Source organism: Candidatus Rhodobacter oscarellae (assembly GCF_001078595.1).
Taxonomy (GTDB): Bacteria; Pseudomonadota; Alphaproteobacteria; order Rhodobacterales; family Rhodobacteraceae; genus Rhodobacter_B; species Rhodobacter_B oscarellae.
Genome location: NZ_LFTY01000001.1, coordinates 912835 through 929068 on the forward strand (window position 1 = coordinate 912835; position 16234 = coordinate 929068).

Annotated in this window: 15 protein-coding genes and 1 pseudogene; 7 read left to right on the forward strand and 9 right to left on the reverse strand. The window is 59.9% G+C overall.

Annotated elements, in window-relative coordinates; all coding sequences use genetic code 11:
• The 5 genes from AIOL_RS04410 to AIOL_RS04430 are packed head-to-tail and all read right to left on the reverse strand — an operon-like array spanning position 1 to position 5161.
• Positions 1–1092: an N-acetylglucosamine-6-phosphate deacetylase gene (locus tag AIOL_RS04410; RefSeq protein ID WP_049641754.1), complete on the reverse strand. Its 1092-nt coding sequence runs from the start codon at positions 1090–1092 to the stop codon at positions 1–3.
• Positions 1086–2348 carry a class II D-tagatose-bisphosphate aldolase non-catalytic subunit gene (locus tag AIOL_RS04415; RefSeq protein ID WP_049641755.1) on the reverse strand — a complete coding sequence of 421 codons (1263 nt, stop codon included), beginning with the start codon at positions 2346–2348 and terminating at the stop codon, positions 1086–1088. Before AIOL_RS04415 ends, AIOL_RS04410 begins: the two co-directional genes overlap by 7 nt.
• Entirely contained in the window at positions 2345–3238 is an 894-nt protein-coding gene (locus AIOL_RS04420; protein WP_235438864.1) for an ROK family protein, read from the reverse strand. Before AIOL_RS04420 ends, AIOL_RS04415 begins: the two co-directional genes overlap by 4 nt.
• Entirely contained in the window at positions 3235–4263 is a 1029-nt protein-coding gene (locus tag AIOL_RS04425; RefSeq protein ID WP_235438865.1) for an SIS domain-containing protein, read from the reverse strand. The genes AIOL_RS04420 and AIOL_RS04425 overlap by 4 nt, the downstream gene beginning before the upstream one ends.
• Before the next feature lie 22 nt (positions 4264–4285).
• Positions 4286–5161, reverse strand: coding sequence for a DeoR/GlpR family DNA-binding transcription regulator (locus AIOL_RS04430; RefSeq protein ID WP_235438867.1), 876 nt, complete (start codon positions 5159–5161; stop codon positions 4286–4288).
• A gap of 157 nt (positions 5162–5318) precedes the next feature.
• Here AIOL_RS04430 and AIOL_RS04435 point away from each other — a divergent pair, with 157 nt between their 5' ends.
• From AIOL_RS04435 to AIOL_RS04460, 6 genes are all read left to right on the forward strand, one after another.
• Positions 5319–5549, forward strand: a complete 231-nt coding sequence (locus tag AIOL_RS04435; RefSeq protein ID WP_082152406.1) for a copper homeostasis protein CutC — start codon at positions 5319–5321, stop codon at positions 5547–5549.
• A complete protein-coding gene (locus tag AIOL_RS04440; protein ID WP_049641758.1) occupies positions 5546–6712 on the forward strand; it encodes a Gfo/Idh/MocA family protein in 1167 nt (388 codons plus the stop codon). The genes AIOL_RS04435 and AIOL_RS04440 overlap by 4 nt, the downstream gene beginning before the upstream one ends.
• Positions 6709–7593, forward strand: a complete 885-nt coding sequence (locus AIOL_RS04445) for a carbohydrate ABC transporter permease (protein ID WP_049641759.1) — start codon at positions 6709–6711, stop codon at positions 7591–7593. The genes AIOL_RS04440 and AIOL_RS04445 overlap by 4 nt, the downstream gene beginning before the upstream one ends.
• Entirely contained in the window at positions 7590–8432 is an 843-nt protein-coding gene (locus tag AIOL_RS04450; RefSeq protein ID WP_049641760.1) for a carbohydrate ABC transporter permease, read from the forward strand. Before AIOL_RS04445 ends, AIOL_RS04450 begins: the two co-directional genes overlap by 4 nt.
• Positions 8433–8456: 24 nt before the next feature.
• Positions 8457–9668 (forward strand): ABC transporter substrate-binding protein, encoded by a 1212-nt coding sequence (locus AIOL_RS04455; RefSeq protein WP_049641761.1) that lies wholly within the window; start codon positions 8457–8459, stop codon positions 9666–9668.
• Positions 9669–9735: 67 nt separating this feature from the next.
• A complete protein-coding gene (locus AIOL_RS04460) occupies positions 9736–10857 on the forward strand; it encodes an ABC transporter ATP-binding protein (protein ID WP_049641762.1) in 1122 nt (373 codons plus the stop codon).
• 41 nt (positions 10858–10898) lie between these two features.
• Here the strand turns inward: AIOL_RS04460 and AIOL_RS24215 are convergent.
• Positions 10899–11606: pseudogene (locus tag AIOL_RS24215) on the reverse strand (IS6 family transposase).
• A 288-nt stretch (positions 11607–11894) separates the two neighbouring features.
• Here AIOL_RS24215 and AIOL_RS04465 point away from each other — a divergent pair.
• A complete protein-coding gene (locus AIOL_RS04465) occupies positions 11895–13055 on the forward strand; it encodes a tyrosine-type recombinase/integrase (RefSeq protein WP_049641763.1) in 1161 nt (386 codons plus the stop codon).
• A gap of 20 nt (positions 13056–13075) precedes the next feature.
• On the opposite strand, the gene AIOL_RS04470 is transcribed toward AIOL_RS04465, so the two are convergent.
• The 3 genes from AIOL_RS04470 to AIOL_RS25395 form a co-directional block, all read right to left on the reverse strand.
• Complete coding sequence (locus tag AIOL_RS04470; protein WP_152912351.1) at positions 13076–14719, reverse strand: tetratricopeptide repeat protein; 1644 nt, start codon at positions 14717–14719, stop codon at positions 13076–13078.
• Positions 14716–15720 carry a hypothetical protein gene (locus AIOL_RS04475; protein WP_049641765.1) on the reverse strand — a complete coding sequence of 335 codons (1005 nt, stop codon included), beginning with the start codon at positions 15718–15720 and terminating at the stop codon, positions 14716–14718. Before AIOL_RS04475 ends, AIOL_RS04470 begins: the two co-directional genes overlap by 4 nt.
• Positions 15717–16234, reverse strand: a 518-nt coding sequence (locus AIOL_RS25395; protein ID WP_049641766.1) for a tetratricopeptide repeat protein, incomplete at its 5' end; no start/stop codon positions are given. The genes AIOL_RS25395 and AIOL_RS04475, both read right to left, overlap by 4 nt.

Genomic DNA, 16234 nt, shown 5'->3' on the forward strand with positions numbered 1-16234 from the left:
TCATGGCATCCTCACCATTGTGAAATCGTCGTTGAGCATCAGGATGTCGTTGGCATCCATCCCCACATGCAAGGCTTGCGACGGCAGGCTCACCACCGCGCGTGGGATGTCGCTGACCATGGGAATGGCCTCGGCCAGCGGCAGACCTACATGAAGGACCAGGTTTGCAAGGCTTTGAACCAGATCGATATGCGCCCCAGCGAGGGAGCCTTCGGCATTGACCAGCGCGCCATTCTCGACATGAATGGTCTGACCGTAGAGCTCGAAATGATCCGGGCCTCCAACAGTTGCCATCGCGTCCGACACCGCAAAGGTCAGCCCGGCCCGCGGCCGCGCCCGTAACGCCACGCGCACCATGTCCCAACTGACATGGATGCCGTCCACGATGATCCCCGCGTAAGCATCCGAGTTCAGCGCCGCGCCGAGTATCCCTGGCTCACGCGATGTCATTGCGGGCATAGCATTATAAAGATGCGTAAAGCAGCCCAGCCCCTGTGTCAGCGCCTCATAGGTTTGCGTGGCCGTCGCCGCAGAATGCCCGCCTGACACAACCGCACCGCTATCCGCCAAGGCGCGCAGCATTTCCGGATCGGTCCGTTCCGGAGCAAGCGTGATCATGACCGGGATGCCATCCTGCCGCAGCGCGCGCACCAGATCCACGGATCGTTGATCCAATGGGCGAATTTGGCACGGGTCATGCGTGCCGGGACGTTCGGGCGAGATATGCGGCCCCTCGATATGGATGCCCCCGATTCCGCGCGCACCATATGTCTGCCGTACCGCATCGGCGGCGGCCTCAATCACGTCGTGCGTGTCTGTGATGACGGTGGGCAGGATGGTGCCTGTGCCACAGGAGCGGTGCGCCGCCGCGATGCGCAGGACACCATCGGGCGTGGGGTCATTGTTCAGCATAGTCCCGCCCCCGCCATTGACCTGAAGGTCGGTCAGCAAGGGCAGCAGAAGTGCTGCGCGCATATCCGGCGTGGCCGTGCCCAGCGGACCGATGTCGGTAACACGCCCATCCGTGATCCAAAGCGCAAAATCGCTCTGCAAACCATGCTCATACCAGATGTGGTCGGCGGCAATCAGCATGTCGGGTCCGCGTCGAAATAGGGGCGCAGGGCGATCTGAACATGCGCCGCCAGCAGAGCCATAGCCGGTGGCAGATCAAGCTCTCCGGCCAGTTCCCGCGTTTGGGCCGGCAGATATTGCCACAACAACGGTGCCGACACAGCCATAGTGTCAAACCTCGCCTTCAGGTCATCCACCGCCTGCGCGACATCCACGCGCGCCCAGTAGTAGCGGATGCGATCCGCATATCCAAAATGGCGCAATTGCCGCTGTTCATCGGCTGAGCCATGATAATGCCCGATCCAGTCTTTTGGCGCGTCGGTCATGGCGGCCTCAAGAACCTCGCTGATATGGGCCCCACCGTTCTGCCAGACATCCACATGCGACAAAGCATAGAGCGCCTCGCGCCAGGCAAAGGTCAGCGCCGGTCCGACCTTTAGGATGGCAACGCGGCGGCGGGCCAGTTCCTGAAAAACCTCCGGCTTCTGGTAATCCGTTGAATGCGCCTCAAAGCACATATCGGGGTGCGCGCTGAGTACGTCGGACAGGTGATCAGGGCTATCCATCGGGAAATGGTCGATATGGCCGGGTGCGAATTCCAGGCCGGGCTGCACCACAAGCCCACGGACACGTGTAAGGGCGGCATCCTGACCCCGTGCCACAAACGCCTTTTCATGCGCGGCAATGGTCGCGGCGGCGCGGTCTGGTGGGGTTGGCGCGATGACATCTTCATCATGGCGCGCACCACCGGGGGGTGGAACCTCGGTCCCGATCACATAGCGCAATTTGGAGGCATCCGGCGCGGCGCGCTCTGCCACCTCGGCCAGTTGCGCGCTGCGGGCGGCAGCCAATTCATCATTCAGAGCCGCTGGCTCTCCGGCGCATCCTTCGGAACAATCGAGGTGGATTTTTGTGAACCCCGCCTGCACGTAGGCGGCGATCATCCCCTCTGCTTCGACCATGGCACTGTCGGCATCCTGCGCCTTCCACGCCTGTGGACCCAGATGGTCTCCGCCAAAAAGCAAGAGCTCTTGCCGCAGGCCCAACCCATCCGCCCGTTCGCGCACACCCGCGATGAAATCCGCGGGCGTCTGGCCGGTATAGCCACCATGATGGTTCACCTGATTGGATGTCGCCTCGATCAAAAGGGGCCGATCCAGCGACCGGGCCAGCAGCAGTGACGCGGTGAGCACATCCGGATGCGCCGAACAGACCGACGGTATAGCCGGGCCGTGCCCCGCACGATTGGCGCGAATGATCTGATCCAGAAGGCTCATGGCTGGCACGCCAGCAGCGCCGCCCCCCGTGCACCCGAACTGTCCCCGTGTTGCGCCACGACAATGTCGGGCAAGGCCATGCCCTCCAACATATGCCGGGACAGAGCACCGCGAAGCAGCTCCGCAATCCCGGGCGCATTGGACATCCCACCCCCCAGAACGATGCAATCGGGGGCCAAGGTTGTCTGTAGTGTCATAAGGCATTCCCCAGTGATGTCGGCCCAGATATCAAGGCATGCCTGATACCCACCGGCCCAGATAGTTTCGGCATTCACACGTTTGCCAAGCAAGTGATGTGCGATGTTGGACAGCCCGGTCCCCGACACGCAGGTTTCCATACATCCAAGCCGCCCGCACCCGCACTCCCACAAGGGCAGTTGATGACGCGCAATCGCGCTGGCGGGCAAGGCAGCATGCCCGATTTCAACCGCGATGCCACCGTGGCGCGGTGCCAGCTTTTTGTTGACGCATATGCCGCCGCCCAGACCCGTTCCAAGGATCAGGCCCAAAACGGTGTCATGCGCTTCAGCCGCACCTCCGTTCGCTTCGGACAGGGCGAAGGCCATGCAGTCATTCGCAAAGGTGAACGAGCGGCCAAATCTGTCCTGAATATCTTTGCCCGGTGTCAGACCGGACGCGACGAGGTTGGCTGCAATCAACACACCTGTGTCAGGCGACAGAATGCCCGGCACCGCAATGCCGATGGGCATCTCGGGGTCTTTGGTCTGTGCGATCAACCAATCTATCTGGGCGCTAAGCTGATCCAGAAGACTGTCATAACTATCGGTCGGCGTCGCAACCCGACGCACATCCATCGTACGGGCCTCGGGCCCGTTGAACAGGCGCGCCTCAATCTTAGAGCCGCCCAGATCGATGCCGCCGAAAATCACTGGTTCCAGTCGTAGAGCGTGACGCCGCTGACCACGCGGCTCAGGTTTTGCCCCTGAAACGGATCGTCGACCGAAAGGCCAAGCTCGGCCGACCATTGCGCGGCAAGCATCTGTGCGGGCAAGACATACAAGACAGCATCCGCGCCCGCATGGCCCGTTCCCCGGATCGCGATGTCCGCCTCTGGGCCAATGGTCTTGACGGGGATATTGGGGAACTGCGCCTTGATTTCACGCGCCACATCCATGTCATAGCGTGCCGTCTGCGGATCGGGGTGGATCATGACATACACCTGCGTATCGTCGTCCACCGCCGCCTTGGGGCCGTGGCGATACCCCAGCGGGCTGTCCCATTGGGTAACGGTCCGCCCAGCCGTGAGCTCGAGCACCTTCAACGCACTTTCCCGCGCCACGGATTTCAGAGCGCCGGACCCAAGGAACACTGCACGCCCCGGACGGGGCACCTGAGTTTCGGCCGCTTGCCGCAGCAACGGACGCGCCTCGGAGGCCAGACCATGCAGCGCCCCGGCATCAAATTCGGTCAGGCAAGCCAAGGCCGACAGCAGCATGGTGGTAAAGCTGGACGTCATGGCAAACGCGCTGTCATGGGTTTCGGGCGGCAACGCCAGAACACGCGATTCCCCAGGGCCCGGAGCGGACCGGGTCGCCAGTGCGCCGTTGGGGTTGCAGGTGATATGCAACCGATCAATGTCAGGCCGATGCGCATCCAGCAAATCCATCAAACCGATGGATTCTGAACTGTCGCCAGACCTTCCGAATTGCACCGACAGCACGCGCCCCCGCACGCCAAGGCAATCCTGCGGACAGGAGACGACATCCGTGCTGGCCCGGTTTTCCAGCCGCAGCGTGGACGAGCAACCGGCCAGCACACCGCCGATGAAATCTGACGTGCCAGCTCCGCTGAGCCAGACCGTTTCAATCCCACGCGCTTTAATCCAAGCCCTGATCTCCACGGCTTGTTGGCCAAGCGGGGCAGCCCACCCTTCCCAGATATCGGGCTGGGCCATGATTTCGCGCCATGTGGCCGTTTCAGACACGTGCATTGGGTAGCTCTTCATTCTGCGCCGCTGAAATCACCCGGAGACCCTGAGCTTCCAGTTCCATAAATTTGGGATCGTTCGGCGGCAGGTCCGTCACCAGCAGATCCACCTGCCCCATATCGCAAATACGGTGCAAAGCGGGTTTCAGGAATTTCGTCTTGTCGGCCAGCACAATCACCCTCTGTGCGGCGTCCATCATGCGACGTGTCACCTGGGCCTCGTCCTCCTGAAAGGTGGACAAGCCATAGGTTGCGTCAATTGACGCGGCCCCCATGACAAAGGTGTCGAACCGCATCTGCCCCAGGCTCGATTCCACTAATGGGCCGGTCAGCGACATCGAATTGGGCCGGATACGCCCACCTGTCAGCATCACGGTGTGCCGCTTATGCGTCATCGCATTCTGCGCCACCAGAATCCCGTTGGTCATAACCGTCATCGCTGGCAGATCGGCCAAGGCACGGGCAAAGGCTTCGGCGGTAGATCCGTTGTCGATCAGCAGGCTTTGATCGCCGCTCACCTGAATGGCAGCCTGTCGCGCAATGCGCAATTTGGACTCAGAATTGACCTGCCGCCGGTCTGTCGTCAGAGGCTCCACAAAGCCCTGCGCGACCCCGCCTCGGGCCAATGCCAACGCGAAATCGATCCGAAACTCCGACAGGCCGGAATATCCGAAGGTCTGGCAAAACTTGATCAATGTCGGCTCTGACGTATTCAGCTCGGAACAGATTTCGCGGCTGGTATTGCGAATGAATTGCTCCGGTTTTTCAAGCGCATAGGACGCGATACCAGCCAGCTTAGGGCTCAGCTGATCGCGCTTACCGCCTATGGCGGCAAAGATATCCTGCGGTGGCTTCAAATCGGACATACTCGTCTCTGACATTGAGGTGCGCAAAAGAACTACGGACATGTGCCTTTTGTCAAACAAAAATTTAACTTGCATTTTTTAGCTGAAATAAAATAGCTTTACTCCTGAAGTTAGCTGCGCTCACCCTGCCAGCAGAGAGACCGAGGTTGTTCCGAACATGCTGCCTGAACCGCCATTGGAGATCTGTGCCGACAGCCCGGATGGGTTGGCTGCGGCAATTGCCGGAGGCGCGGACCGGATTGAGCTGTGCAGCGCATTGCCGATGGGTGGCCTGACACCCAGGACCGGATTGATCGCCGCCGCGCAAGTACCGCGAGTGCGTAGGACACAGACCTCGATCACCACCGCGCTCAAGGATAGCATGATGTTTGGGATGGCCTGCGAATGAGGGTTGGGATCGTTGGTTTAGGCGACCGCATCGCCACGCTGGCCCCGGAGTTTGCCAAGGCGCAGCCCGCAATCGAATACACCGCCGTCGTCGATCCGTCTGATACGCGCCTGCCCGTGCTGACCGCCCTGGGCGCACAGCCGCAACGCTATGACAACATTAACGATATGCTGGCCGGGCAACGCTTTGACCTGCTGATCATCGGCTCGCCCAACCATCTGCATCTGGAGCATCTGTCAGCCGCCCTGCGTTCCGACGTGCCGTATATCTTTACCGAAAAGCCGGTGGTGATTTCGGTGGATGAAACGCTGGAACTTGCCCGCCTGATTGCCGAGCATGACGGGGTCAAGCGAATGATGGTGGGCCTCGTGCTGCGCTATTCGCCGCTGTATCGGGCGCTGCGTTCGGCGCAAGCGGATGGGCATCTGGGTGAGATTATGTCCATCGAGGCATCCGAACATATCGCCCCCTATCACGGCAGCTTCTTCATGCGCGACTGGCGGCGGGACAGCAACATTTCGGGCGGCTTCATGCTTGAAAAATGCTGTCACGATCTGGACCTGTATCAGGGCCTCGTGGACGCGAGACCCACCAAGATCGCAAGCTTTGGTGGGCGCAAGAAATACCTGCCGCAACACCGCCCGGCAGAAGATCTCGCCTATTTGCAAGAGAAGGCCCCGCGCTGGCAGGGCATAAATGATGCGTTCTCCGGCGCTGGCGACCTGATCGATTATCAAACCGCGCTGGTGCAATACGAAAACGGTGCGTCGATGGCGTTCCACACCAACATGAACGTGCCTGACGAATTCCGCCGCTTTGCGGTGATCGGGCGCGATGGCATGGCTGAAGGCGATTTCATCCGCAACACCTTCCGCGTGACCCGGTCCGATGATGGCAGCCACCCAGTGGACCTCGCCAAAGTGGTTGAAGGCGGGGCCAGACATGACGGGCATTATGGCGCGGATGGCGCAATGGCGCGGGATCTGATGGCGCATATGGCGGGGCATTTGCCGGACCTGCCGCTCAGTTGCATTGATGCGTTGGAGGCTGGCCTGACCGCCATGGCCATGGACGAAGCCATGCGCGATGAAAAGATCGTGGACATGGCCCCCACCTGGGCCGCCTTTGACGCGGCGTTGGGCATCGCGGAGGAGGCGGCGTGAAACGCAAACTTGATGCCTTTCCCTATCTGCTATTGATCCCGGCGTTGGTGCTGACTGCAATCATCGTCGCCTGGCCGTTGATCGAAACATTCCGGCTGTCCTTCACCAACGCGTCGCTGCGTCCGGGCGAAAAGTATGTTGGCTTTGAGAACTACGTCGAGATTTTTGAGGATGATTTCTGGGAAGTCATCGCCCGCACCTTTGTGTGGATGTTCATCGGTGTCTCGCTCAAGATCATTATGGGGCTGATTGGGGCAACGCTGCTGAATGCGGCGCTGCCGGGCAAGGCGTTGTTCCGGTTGCTGGTGATGCCGCCCTGGATCGTGCCCGTCGCCATTGGCGTGTTCATGTGGACATGGCTCTATAACGGGCAATTCGGCATGATCTCGGGCGTGGCGCAGCATATCGGGCTGCTGTCCGGACCGTTCGAGTTCTTGGCCTATAAGCAATCGTCGTTCATCGCGACCATCGTGACCGATGTGTGGGTCGGCACGCCTCTGGTCACGCTTTACATGCTGGCGGCAATGCAATCGGTGCCGCGGGAGCTTTACGAATCCGCCTGGACCGATGGGGCGGGACGATTGTATCGCTTCCGCCGGATCACCCTTCCGCTGATCACACCGGCCATTCTGACCATGGCGCTGCTGTCGGCGATCTGGACGTTCAATTCATTCGAAATCATCTGGATCCTGACCGAAGGTGGCCCGCGCGGCGCCACCACGACGATGATCATCGACACCTACAAAACCGCCATCAGCAGGTTCAAATTCGGTGAGGGGGCTGCGCGTGCGGTGATGATCCTGATCAGCATGTCAATCTTCATGGTCATCTATGTGATCATGATGGCGCGCACCGCGCGCAAGCTAGGGGCACAGGCATGATCAACAAATACCGCTGGTACGAAAAGCTTGGGCTGTATGCCGCCGTTGCGGTGTTTCTGGCCTTTATCCTTGCCCCATTCCTCGAAGCGTTTCTGGTGTCGTTACGTCCGTTGGAGGCCGTGTTTCGCTCACCTTACCGCATCATCACCGAGGATATGTCCTTCGCATCCTATTTTAACATCTGGGTCACCGTGCCGGGCCTGCCGCGTTACATCTTCAATTCGCTCCTGATCTCGACAGCTGCAACGCTGCTGGCGCTGGCCTGTATCATCCCGGCGGCCTACTCGGTCTCTCGCTTTAACTATCGCGGGCGCGATCTGGTGTTGGGCGCGCTTTTGGGCGTCAACATGGTGGGGGCCACGGTGTTGATCATTCCGCTTTACAAGCTAATGCTGGGGTTGGGGCTGCTGAACACCTATTGGGCGATGATCATTCCCGGTGCGGCGTTTACGGTGCCCGTGGGTATTTTCCTGATGCGCAGCTATTTCATGCGCGTCCCCAAGGAACTTGAAGAGGCCGCTTATGTGGACGGTGCCTCGCGGCTCTATACGCTGTGGCGTGTCATCCTGCCCGTCGCGGCGCCTGGAATCGTCGTCGTGGCGGTCACCGTGTTCCTGAGCACCTATGCCCAGCAATTCCTGTTCGCGCTGACCTTTAACTCCAAGGACGAACTGCATCCGCTGCCGATCGGGCTCTTTGCGTTCTTTGGGCGTGAACGGGTGGTTTACAATGAGCTTATGGCCGCCAGCCTTGTGGGCATCCTGCCCGTGCTGATCGCCTATGTCTTCTTGCAGAAGTACATTGTCGCCGGGCTGACCGCCGGTGCGGTGAAGGAATAACGGTCAACAGAGGGAGTCAAAAACGTGAGCATCAGAACTGTATTACTTGCCGGTGCTGCGGCGCTCGCAGTTGGACAAAGTGCCAGCGCGCAGACCGAGATCAGCTTTATCAACTGTGGCGCACCTGATGGTGTGACACCGGAAATGCAAAACAGCGATATCGCTGAATGGGAAGCGCTGAACCCAGACTATAAGGTGCTGCAAGAATATGTGCCTTGGGGCCAGTGCCAAGAAAAGGCGATCACGCTGGCGTCGGCCGGTGATCCGGTTGGATTGGCCTATCTGGGCAGCCGCACCTTGCCGCAACTGGCGGATGCCGGGCTGATCGTGCCCGTTGAAATGTCAGAGGCCGAACAGAACAGCTACGAACCTTCGGTGCTGTCGACCGTGAAATTCAACGGCGGCATCTGGGGCCTGCCGCGCGCCTTCTCGACCAAGGGCATCTTCTTCAACAAGGCCATCCTTGAAGAAGCCGGTTTGGACATGCCGAACGGTCCGCAAACCTGGGACGACATGATTGTCGCCGCCAAGGCCATCACGGAAAACACCGACGCCAAGGCGTTGGGCATCCCTGCCGCCTCGTTTGACAACACGATGCACGCCTTCCTGAACTTCATCTATTCGAACGGCGGCGAAGTCATCAACAGCGATGGCGAAGTGGTCTTTAACAGCCCAGAGGTCATCGAGACGTTCCAGTTCTACAAGGACATGGCCGCTTACGCTCAGGAAGGGCCAGTGGCCTATGACCGTGGCAAGCTCGAGCCGCTCTTCTCCGAAGGCAAAGTGGCGATGATCGTGCAGAGCTTTGGCTACCGCTCGCGGACGGGTGATGTGGATTACGGCATCACATGGATCCCCAAAGGCCCAAGCGGAGAGCACGCCACGCTATTGATCACCGACAGCCTTGCCGTGTTCAAAGGGTCGGGCGTGGAAGACGCGGCGATGTCGCTGGCCAAGTTCCTGAACGAAACCGACCGTCAGGCGCGGTTTGACGATGTGGCGGGCTGGACCCCGGTGCGCGAAACCGACATCAGCCGCGCGCTTGTGAACAAGGATCCGAACTGGAAGTTCTACCTTGAATCCATCGCCGCCGGTGGCCCCGAACCGCAGGTCATCGACTATAACGCGCTTCAGGACGTGATGAACGAAGCCATTCAGGGCGTTATCCTGGGCGAGCTGTCGCCTGAGGAAGCCGCCGCCGATGTGGCAAAAGAACTCGAAGATCTGGTGGAATAATTCCACGATCTTGAGAAACGGGGCGGCGCTGTTCTGCGCCGCCCATCATTAGGTTTCAGAGGCGTTAATGGGACAACTCAAACTAACCGGCGTCAGCAAAAGCTTTGGGACCGATGAGGTGATCAAGCCCACGGATTTGACCATCGAAGAGGGTGAATTTGCGGTGTTCGTCGGTCCTTCGGGCTGCGGCAAATCCACGATGCTGCGTATGATCGCCGGCCTCGAAGAGGTGACATCCGGCACCATCGAAATCGACGGGCAGGTTGTAAATGACCTGCCGCCAGTGAAGCGCGGCATCTCGATGGTGTTCCAGTCCTACGCGCTCTACCCCCATATGAGCGTCTTTGAGAATATCGCTTTCCCCCTGCGTGTCGCACGGACCAGCGCGTCTGAATTGGAGGACCGTGTGCAGCGCGCTGCCGAAATCCTGCAACTGACCGAACGCCTGCAACACCGGCCCGGAGAGCTTTCGGGCGGACAGCGACAGCGCGTGGCCATTGGCCGTGCGATTGTGCGCGAACCGCAGATTTTCCTATTCGACGAACCCCTGTCCAATCTCGACGCGGCCCTGCGCGCAGACATGCGGGTGGAATTGTCACGGCTGCATGGCAAGCTTGGCAATACGATGATCTATGTCACCCACGATCAGGTCGAAGCGATGACCATGGCGGACAAGATTGTCGTGTTGCGCGATGGCGCGATTGAACAGGTGGGATCACCGCTAGAGTTGTTCCATAGGCCTGCAAACCTCTTTGTGGCGGGCTTTATCGGCAGCCCCAACATGAACCTGCTGCCCTGCACCTGTAGCGAAGTCGCACCGACCCATGTCACGGTAACAACCGCCGATGGCACCTCGGTTACCGTGCCGGTGCCCGGCGAACATGTGTCACCTGGCGATAAACTGACGCTGGGCATTCGTCCTGACGACCTTGACCACGACGCAGGCGCCGTCACGCTCCAATTTGTGCCCGAAGTGGTGGAACGGCTAGGCAACCAGACTGTCATCTACGGCGCCACCACGTCTGGTAGCTCTTTCTGCATGGTGGCCGATGGCACGGTGAACATCGCAACCGGCAAGGCGTTCGGCGCCCGCTTTGACGCTGCAAACGCCCATCTGTTCCGTGCCGATGGGTCGTCTTTTGAGCGCACGGTCGATCCCGCGACCATGGCTGCGCCCGATGCTGTCTGACCAATTCGAACCAGTCTCAGTTTGCCGTAGAGTACATGAAATTACGCGGAACAAATCTGCCGCCACTCGGTGAGAGCAGCGGTTCGGTTGCGTTTGAAATTGGCGCGTGAGGAGAGCTGACGTTCAAGGTTGAAATGACTTTGGATTGAAGAATGGATGGCGGTGAATTTTTTTAGTGATCGCATCCGCCGAAATCGAAGCATCGCTCGTTCCCTTCGTCGAAACGGGCGATGCGAATTCTTGGCCCGATGGTTCAACCAAGGTCCCGTCACCTGCCGCCGAGGATTACCCATACCCTTCATTGCAGCGCCAAATGAACGCAGCTTGTCCGTCACAATTACCTCTGGTTTGCCGTATCGCTTCATTGATTTTCTGAGGAATTTCAATGCCGAACTGCGATCGCGGCGCTTGGTGACAAAGCTTCCCAGCACCTCGCCTTCGTGATCAACAGCCCGCCACAGATAATGCGTCTCGCCGTTGATCTTCACGAAAATCTCGTCGAGATGCCATTGCCAGTTCGAATGTGATCGCAACGGATTGATCCGATCCGTACGCATCTCAGATGCGAATATAGGTCCAAATCCATTCCACCAAAACCGGATCGATTCATGGCTAACATCGATGCCGCGCTCATGTAGCAGATCTTCAACATTGCGAAGCGGCAGTGGGAATCTGACCTAAGTCATAACCGCCAGGCGGATGATCTCAGGGCTGGTTTTGAAATAGCGAAATAGGGAACGTTTTGTCATCTGGCGAAGCTACGGGGCCGCAACATCTGCCGCAACCGTGTTTCCTCTGACAAAACCTTTGATTTCAGTGGTGAGCCGTACAGGATTCGAACCTGTGACCCACTGATTAAAGGTCTTACAGTCTTACTTCCTTCGGAACTCTTTCACCTTCAATGTGTCGCATTATTTCCCCTAAAAACAGAAGCATAATCGGATATTGGTGCATTGTGCTTCGATGTGCCCCTTCCGGTTTCGACGTTTTATGCTTACCTTGTGCTTACCCGGCGGGTAGCAGCAAGAACAGGCATCATGGCGCATCGAAAACTTACCAAGAGCTTTGTGGACAAGCTGAACCCAGGTCCGGACCGTGATTTTTTGGTCTGGGATGCGGAGCTTCCGGGTTTTGGCTTGCGCGTCAAACCCAGCGGGGTCAAAAGCTATCTTGTCCAGTACCGAAACCGCGCGGATGGGCGTTCAAAGCGTAAGACACTTGGGCAGCACGGTCCCCTCATGACCCTGCATCAAGCCAAAGAAATTGCGCGTGGCCTACTTGCGGACGTTGTCCGCGGTGCGGATCCCGTGGCGGATCACAAAGCACTGCGCGACGCCCCTCTCGTCAAGGACCTTGCAGTCAAATACTTGCAAGAACACGCACTGCCGAAGAAACGTGCTGGAAGCGTCAAAAACGACCGCTCTTATTTAGATCGGCATATCCTGCCTGTGCTCGGCAAAATGAAAGCTCGCGACGTGCGCCCCTCAGACATCCAAGCCCTACACAACCGGCTCAAGAAGACCCCCTATCAAGCCAACAGGGTTCTGGCCCTGCTGTCCAAAATCTTTTCTCTCTCCGTTCGCTGGGATATGCGTCCGGACAACCCGGCCCGTGGCATTGAGAAGTTCCAAGAAGAGAAGCGTCACCGCTGGCTTTCTGAAGCGGAATTGCTTCGCCTGACGCAGGCGCTTGATGCGCATCCGAATCAAACCGCCGCCGATGCCATTCGCCTGCAACTCTTGACGGGTGCACGGATTGGTGAGGTGCTGACGGCAACCTGGGAGGATTTCGAACTAGGGCAGGGGATATGGACCAAGCCCTCGCACCATACTAAGCAGAAGAGGACAGAACATCTGCCACTGTCAGGCGCCGCTCTGGACCTTCTGCAAAAGATCCGCGCAGAGCGCGGCACCTGCACTTTCCTCTTTGCCAACCCCAAGACCGAAGCCCCCTATAAGGACCTCAAACGGTTCTGGTCTGTCGTCACGACCGCCGCCAACCTGCAAGACTATCGCATCCACGACAACCGCCACACCTACGCTTCGCATCTGGTCTCCAGCGGGATGAGCCTTGCCATCGTCGGGCGCCTGCTTGGGCACACCAACCCGCTGACAACTCACCGCTATGCCCACCTTGCAGATAATCCCCTCCGTCAAGCGACGGAAATCATGGCGCAGAAGCTACCCTCGCCAACCTAACCCAAATCTACAAGTCTCGGTCAATCAACACGTGCTTCGGAAGCGGCTTGCGCGCGCGCGTGGTCGAGGTACTGTTGATCCGTTGGTAAAAGAACCCCGCGTGCCGCCATCGCCTCCATCTTTTCGGCAACATCCGCCCAGGCGACTCCGCTTTCAGGAAACGCTGTCAGTCGCCACAGCGAAACCCAAACATCGCGCTGCCATCCGGCATTGCCCGGGTCCTGACCGGCCAGCGCCTCTCTGATCTCCAGGCCGCGTGTGTAGGCCTCCAGCGCGCCGGGGAGGTCGCCTTGGGCGAGGCGCACATCGCCGACCATGTTGAGCGAGACCGAGACATCGCGCTGCCATCCGGCATTGCCCTTGTCCTGACCGGCCAGCGCCTCTGCGATCTCCAGGCCGCGTGTGTAGGCCTCCAGCGCGCCGGGGAGGTCGCCTTGGGCGCGGCGCACATCGCCGATCCTGTTGAGCGAGACCGAGACATCGCGCTGCCATCCGGCATTGCCCTTGTCCTGACCGGCCAGCGCCTCTCTGATCTCCAGGCCGCGTGTGTAGGCCTCCAGCGCGCCGGGAAGGTCGCCTTGGGCGCGGCGCACATCGCCGATCCTGTCGAGCGAGACCGAGACATCGCGCTGCCATCCGGCATTGCCCTTGTCCTGACCGGCCAGCGCCTCTGCGATCTCCAGCCCGCGTGTGTAGGCCTCCAGCGCGCCAGGGAGGTCGCCTTGGGCGAGGCGCACATCGCCGACCTTGTTGAGCGAGACCCAGACATCGCGCTGCCATCCGGCATTGCCCTTGTCCTGACCGGCCAGCGCCTCTGCGATCTCCAGGCCGCGTGTGTAGGCCTCCAGCGCGCCGGGAAGGTCGCCTTGGGCGAGGCGCACATCGCCGATTTCATTTAAGGAGACAGAGCGATCCCGATCCGTCACCGCGGCGGCCTCCGATGCTTCCGCCGCAGCCAGGCCGTTGCTCAGGTCCCCTGCGATCTCATAAAGGCGGCTCAGTTCCACCCAGTCCCAATGTCGGCTTGGGTCGAGCTTCGTGATCTCTTCGAACCGCAGGATCACGCTGGCCGTGCTCACCTTGGCGCGGCCCCAAGCGTCCAGCGCAAGCCGCGCGATTTGCCGGGCATCTGCCAAGGTTCTGGCGGCGGCGGCCTGATCCCGTGCCGCCCGCAGGGCGTCCAGGATTTCCAGCGCTTGCACTTCTTCGCCCGCGTTGAACCGCTCCAATGCGGCCAACCCCTCTGGCGTCTTAGCAATGTCCTCGACTGCCGCGCGATAGACGGCGATCTCTTCGGCATAAACGCGATCACGCTCAGCGAGTTCGGTGACCAGCCGGTCCTGCGCCTGGGCCAACGCGTCGCGCAGGGTCTCGACACGCGCCGAGACCGCCGCGCCCTCGGTCCGCAGATCCGCCACTTCGAATTGCAGGTCCTCGATCTCGCGCAGCTTTTGCCGCAGCGTCCGGTCACCCTGGCGTTTGACGGTTTGCAGCGTCGCGTTGGATTGCGCCAGGGCCGCTCGCACCTGCCGCTCTGCCTCTGAAATGGTGATCACCGCCTCGGTCACCGTCTGGGCGAAAAGATGTGTCGGCGTGAATTGCATTGGCCCCATGGAAATGATCACGGTTAGGGCTGTGCTGAGGGCTTTTGGTCGAGATGTCATGGATTTGATGTCCTGCAGACTTCGCGGTTTGTGCGCTCCAGGCGTTCTAGTTGGCAGATTTGCTTCGTGTCGAACCCACAAAAATGCCCGGACAAAAGCTCAAAGCACTCCCATTTGGGTTCCTGCAACGTGACAGATTTGAAGCGGTAAAGATCCGACTCCGCATAGGCTTTGCAGATGGTCTCAGCCTCTTGAGCCGCCGCGTTCATCGTCTTTGTTTTTGCTGTCGCCTCATCAATGGCACCGTCACCTGGCACCGAAGCGGTGTAAGGCCAACTCACCTGGTCGGGAACCCAGCGCTCATCAACCACGAGCGTCTTCGCGTTCAGATGGTCAGCGGCGAGGCCGACAAGCGCCCCGTCCGGGAACTGCTCCATATGCCGCCGGAGCGCTTGGCAGCTGTTTGGCTCCCGTGCTTCCCAGGCAAGGCGCTCCGTTCTTTCGGGTTTGTCCCCCAAACCCCACTTGCCGCAGAAATCCGACAGATGCGGCTGCTGAAAGTTGATCGAGCAGAGGTTGTTTTGGAGCTCCAGGATGTTCAGCGCCACTGCGATACCGAACGCCAGGACAACGCCAACTGTAAGCCCCCCGCAGAGCCGTCTGATCAGCCGCCCGGTCGGTCCTCTGGGGCGTGGCGGCGGGTTCCGCAAAGACGCCGCACAAAGTGCCTCGACCAGGTCTTTGAAAAAGGCGTTCTCCGACGATCCGCGCCATCCCACTAGGTCTACAACCGCATGGCTCGGCAACGCGTTCGGCAGCTTAACCTTTTCGACCAGAACAGAGACCAGACGCCCAGCCTTTGCCAATGCCGTCACCTCTGGGTCCAAGGCGAGCGCAGCGCTATCGGTTTCTCGCGACCAAACCAATACCACGGGGTGAGGCGCAACGATCTCCTCCGGTTCTCGTGGGGTCAAAACAAACCCCTGCAGCTCAAGCTGTTCCACGATTTGGCGGGTCCGCTCGTTGTCAGATGACCGTGTGTCGAGGTGAAAATCCGTCATTCGATTTGTCCGCGCATCGACTGCAAGACGCGCCGGTCATTGGCCCAAACCGCATTTGTGGGATCAGACGCGATCAGGGCCGCATTCCTCTCCAGAGCCTTATCCAACCATCCTGCAGCAGTCTGCGGTTGACCGTCGGACAAAGCCGCAGCTGCCAGCTTGGATTGTGAGACGATCACATCGCGCTGCCATCCGGCATTGCCCGGGTCCTGACCGGCCAGCGCCTCTGCGATCTCCAGGCTGCGTGTATAGGCCTCCAGCGCGCCGGGGAGGTCGCCTTGGGCGCGGCGCACATCGCCGATCCTTTCGAGTGAGACCGAGACATCGCGCTGCCATCCGGCATTGCCCGGGTCCTGGTCGGCCAGCGCCTCTCTGATCTCCAGGCCGCGTGTATAGGCTTCCAGCGCGCCGGGAAGGTCGCCTTGGTCGCGGCGCACATCGCCGATCCTTTCGAGTGAGACCGAGACATCGCGCTGCCATCCGGCATTGCCCGGGTCCTGGTCGGCCAGCGCCT